This window comes from Marinobacter sp. UBA2498 (assembly GCF_002341575.1).
GTDB lineage: Bacteria > Pseudomonadota > Gammaproteobacteria > Pseudomonadales > Oleiphilaceae > Marinobacter > Marinobacter manganoxydans.
In genome coordinates this window covers 1-4,015 of record NZ_DDOI01000047.1, presented here as the reverse complement: position 1 = coordinate 4,015, position 4,015 = coordinate 1, and the positions used below count along the sequence as shown (strand labels likewise).

The window sequence follows — 4,015 nt, the reverse complement described above, 5'->3', positions numbered from 1 at the left end:
AGTTGCAGCGGGCAAACATCGTTTGTCGATGCATTGTGTTCAAGCTAATGATTAGTGTACTTGAAAGAGGCTTTCACGGACGTATGCAGAAACCATTACTGCACGTATGCAAATACCCGTAGACGACGTTAGAAACTTCTCAACCCGCGACGCTGCCCCGGGTTGATTATCTGAGTGTTCTGCTTGAAAAAGTGAGATCAATTCAACATGAGCCAGCCACCTGAACGCTGAAGCTGAGTTCTCTGCTCGGAGGTCAACAGGTCGCGAATGTCCTGTTGGGCTTCAACCTGTAATTCCGTTATTTCCTTGATGACGTCGAAAACCTTTTGCTGTTGATCATTGATATCGCCCGCATCGAGCTCATCTTCGGCGTAAAGCTCCTGTAACTTGAGCGATTCCTCGTACCTTTGGACCTTCAGTTCCTGAAGATCTGATCGCAGCTCCTTTTCAATCCCAGCAATCTCTTCAAGTTGGCCATCGTCAAGATCAAGCTCCATCGAAGGGCCACGAGGCGTGCCCTGATAGCCGTTCATACCATGATGCATCCCACCTTGATTGTGCATGCCATGATGGCGCGAGTGAGCGCTGTTGCCATGGTGTCCTTGATAACCATTTTTATGAGAGTAGTGGTGCTGCATTCCCTGCGCGGTGCCTCCATTCGGTTGGCTAGTGTCAGGGCCCGATGAAGACGGAGCCGGGCCTTCGTGGGCGTGCGCCGTAAAAGCGGTGGCAGAAAGACCCAGAGAGAGAGCCAGGGCAAGCCAATTGCGCGAAGTTTTCTGGAATTTCATTTTTTGTTCTCGCTGTTTTGTGAATGAACTGAGGGACCCATTCCATATCCCGAGTCTAGTTCATACGAGTTGATTCCAGGATTGGCTGATGTGTCTCGCGCCGTCGTTTTGTAAAAACGTATTGGGCGCAGTATCGTTTACTGCGAGTCTGCACCCGTCAATACCTCGACGAGGCCGGCAATCACGGAGCTATGTCTATGACCAAGTCGATGACGGGCCTGCTTACCGATATACTCGTGGCTGAAGGAAAGCTGGACGACAATGCGCTGGTCTCCTCCATCGTTCCAGAGTTTGCGGACAAGTGCATTTGGATCAGCAACTGTCCGACAGGTGATGTATACACCAGGCGGTAGCCGAATATCTTATGTTGGATTAGAGGGAAGGGTTCCTGGGTTATCTCATGCAGCCAAGCGCAATGAATTGCTACAACATCGTTCAGCTCTGTTTGCAGGGACTGATCTCGCTGGTTTTGATCTTATCAGTCACCGGCACGGTTAACGTTTCCGCTTTGGTGACCGCGATCGGCCTGTCGCAAGGGTTGGCTGTGATTGAGGTGTGGTCGGCTGCCAGAGGCAACACCGGGTCAACGTTTGTCCCAAGCCTCATCCAGGTCGGTGCGCGGATCGCAGTATCTGTTCTCTTATTTTTATTCCTGCCTCTCGGCCCACAGTGGATGATTGTGATTTTGGGCGTGGCCTGGGTCGGCGCGGATACCTTGAGGTATCTGTATTACCTTGAGAAAGCGAACCCTTTGCTGGCCTGGGCACGCTACAGCGGCTTCATCGTGCTTTATCCCATGGGTATGGCGCTGGAAAACATGATAGTCTGGCGCTTGATGCAGCACTATCTCAACGAGCCGTTGTGGTTTTTTCTGCCGTTCTTATCCATCTACCTCGTCTTTGCCGTACAGATGTATCTCTATATGAGGGCTGGCAGACAAACGCGAAAAATAGCGCAAAAACACTCTCAACCTATTGAACTACTGATTTTTTGGTCACCCAACCTCCCGAGTACATGCCATTCTGGCCGATAAGCGGAACTTGGCCTTGTTGTCGACCCCGCATACTCTACCCGACTGGGGACTGACCTTAGCGGATGCGGATTGCCTGGAAGACGTCGTGCCGAAGACCGGGCTGGTTTCGAGTGAAGATGCTACAGCGTTGTGGAGCGCTCGGCGCCAGCTTTTTTAAGCCGGTTGCCGGTCACGGTGCAAGGGTGTCTACCAGGGCGACAATACGCTGAAGGCCTCCTGTCTCTGAAAAAGTGAGGAGTTACCTGTCTCACTGGAAGGAGAAGTTCCTTAGCTGGCCTCGGAATCCGCGTGATGTTGCATATTGATCTGGCGCAAGCCTGATCCCAGATCAATGTGTGACTTATGTTGGCCTCAATGATTAGCTTACGATTTACTGTTACTGAGTCAGCAATAGCAGGACAGCGATATGGACCCACAAATCCCTCGAGATCAGTTTCCTTTCACCAGTGCTCGGGTGGCAAGGCGCTGGCGCAAGTTTACTGGATGAGCGCTTGAAAGACCTTGGGGTTACCCAGGCTCGATGGTTCACCATGGTCTGCCTGCAGCGTGGTGGTGGAGGATTGACCCAGCGGGAGTTAGCCCATTTGATGACCATCGAGAATCCGACATTGGTCCGCCTGCTTGACAGCCTCGAGGAGCAGGGTATGGAGGCTATTCTCTGTGCTGCGGTGCACGGCATCTTTGCCGAGGCTTCGGATCAGTATCTTTTGGCTGCGGGTTTACAGTCTCTGGTGACCACCAACACCATTCCACACAGTACCAACGGTATTGATGTCAGTGAGTTGCTGGCGCCACCGATCAGGCATTTTCTCAATCAGGACAGGAGTAAGAGTCGATGAATATTACATTCCTTGGTGGCGCAGAGACGGTTACCGGATCCAAGTTCCTGATTGAAGCGGGGGAGACGCGGGTTCTGGTTGATTGTGGTTTGTTCCAGGGTTACAAGTGGCTGAGAAAGCGCAACCGGCAGCCATTGCCGCTGGATATAGAATCACTGGACGCAGTGCTTCTGACCCACGCCCACCTGGATCACTCGGGCTATATACCTGTGTTGTACAAGCAGGGGTTTCGAGGGGCGGTTTATACCCACCACGCTACCCGTGATTTGAGTGAAATACTGCTGGCTGATAGCGGCCATCTCCAGGAAGAGGAGGCGCATTACCTCGGCCGCCATAAACTGAGTAAACATGAAACTCCGGAGCCTCTGTATGACCAGGATGATGCGGACGCCTGTATGGAGTTGTTTCAGCCGGTAGACTTTTACGAAGAAGTCCAGCTCGGTGATATACGCTTCCATCTTCGGCCGGTTGGGCACATTCTCGGTGCTGCCTGCATCATTATTGAGACGGAAGGTAAACGCATCGGTTTTTCCGGCGATGTTGGGCGCCTCAACGATATTTTCATGAGGCCACCTGCGCCTCTGCCAGCTCTGGACATGCTGATGCTGGAGTCAACGTATGGCAATCGTCGCCACGACGATGCGGACCCGTTGTCGCAGTTGGCAGACATCGTTAATGAAACCGTCGACAAAGGGGGCAATATATTGATTCCGGCCTTTGCTGTGGGCAGGGCGCAGGTTTTACAGCATATGTTCACTACCCTGATGAAGGCGGGGCGAATTCCAGTGCTTCCAATTTACCTCGATAGTCCCATGGCAATCGATGTTTCCGAGATTTACTGCCGCTACGAGGATCAGCACCGATTGAGCAGTTCCGAGTGCCACGAAATGTGTAGCACCGTTCATTACAGTCGCAGTGTTCAGGACTCCAAGGCGCTGGCTGGCCAGGCATACCCCCACGTAATTATTGCCGGCAGTGGCATGGCAACAGGTGGACGCATACTTCATCATTTCAAGCGCCTCCTGGGCCAGCACCGCACAACTGTTATTTTCGCCGGCTATCAGGCCGGGGGAACACGAGGGGCCAAGATGATTGGCGGAGCGGAAAGGATCAAGATCCACGGTGACTGGTTTCCTGTCAAAGCCAGATTGGAAGTGTTGAGTGGGCTTTCCGGGCACGGGGATTTCGCAGAGATTGAACAGTGGCTTGCTCAGAGTGACCTGGCCCCCGAAACGCCGATCAACCTGATCCACGGTGATCCGGAGGCGCTGGAGGCGCTGAGGGATCACTTGCGTCAGAACACCCGGTTTGAGGTGGATGTGGCAGGCTACCAATCCATTTTGCGTCTTTGA

The 4,015-nt window shown here is 52.9% G+C and carries 3 protein-coding genes and 1 pseudogene; 3 read left to right on the top strand and 1 reads right to left on the bottom strand.

What is annotated here, in order from left to right:
* Nucleotides 1-197 precede the first annotated feature (197 nt).
* Nucleotides 198-791 (bottom strand): Spy/CpxP family protein refolding chaperone, encoded by a 594-nt coding sequence (locus tag B2W52_RS05360; RefSeq protein ID WP_139043662.1) that lies wholly within the window; start codon nucleotides 789-791, stop codon nucleotides 198-200.
* A 400-nt stretch (nucleotides 792-1,191) separates the two neighbouring features.
* Between B2W52_RS05360 and B2W52_RS05355 the strand changes: the two genes are divergently transcribed.
* From B2W52_RS05355 to B2W52_RS05345, 3 genes and pseudogenes are all read left to right on the top strand, one after another.
* Nucleotides 1,192-1,824, top strand: a complete 633-nt coding sequence (locus B2W52_RS05355) for a protein tyrosine phosphatase-like domain-containing protein (protein WP_008171127.1) — start codon at nucleotides 1,192-1,194, stop codon at nucleotides 1,822-1,824.
* A gap of 406 nt (nucleotides 1,825-2,230) precedes the next feature.
* Nucleotides 2,231-2,471 (top strand): annotated as a pseudogene (locus B2W52_RS22225) (MarR family transcriptional regulator); the annotation flags it as partial.
* Nucleotides 2,472-2,659: 188 nt separating this feature from the next.
* Nucleotides 2,660-4,015, top strand: coding sequence for an MBL fold metallo-hydrolase RNA specificity domain-containing protein (locus B2W52_RS05345; RefSeq protein ID WP_008171124.1), 1,356 nt, complete (start codon nucleotides 2,660-2,662; stop codon nucleotides 4,013-4,015).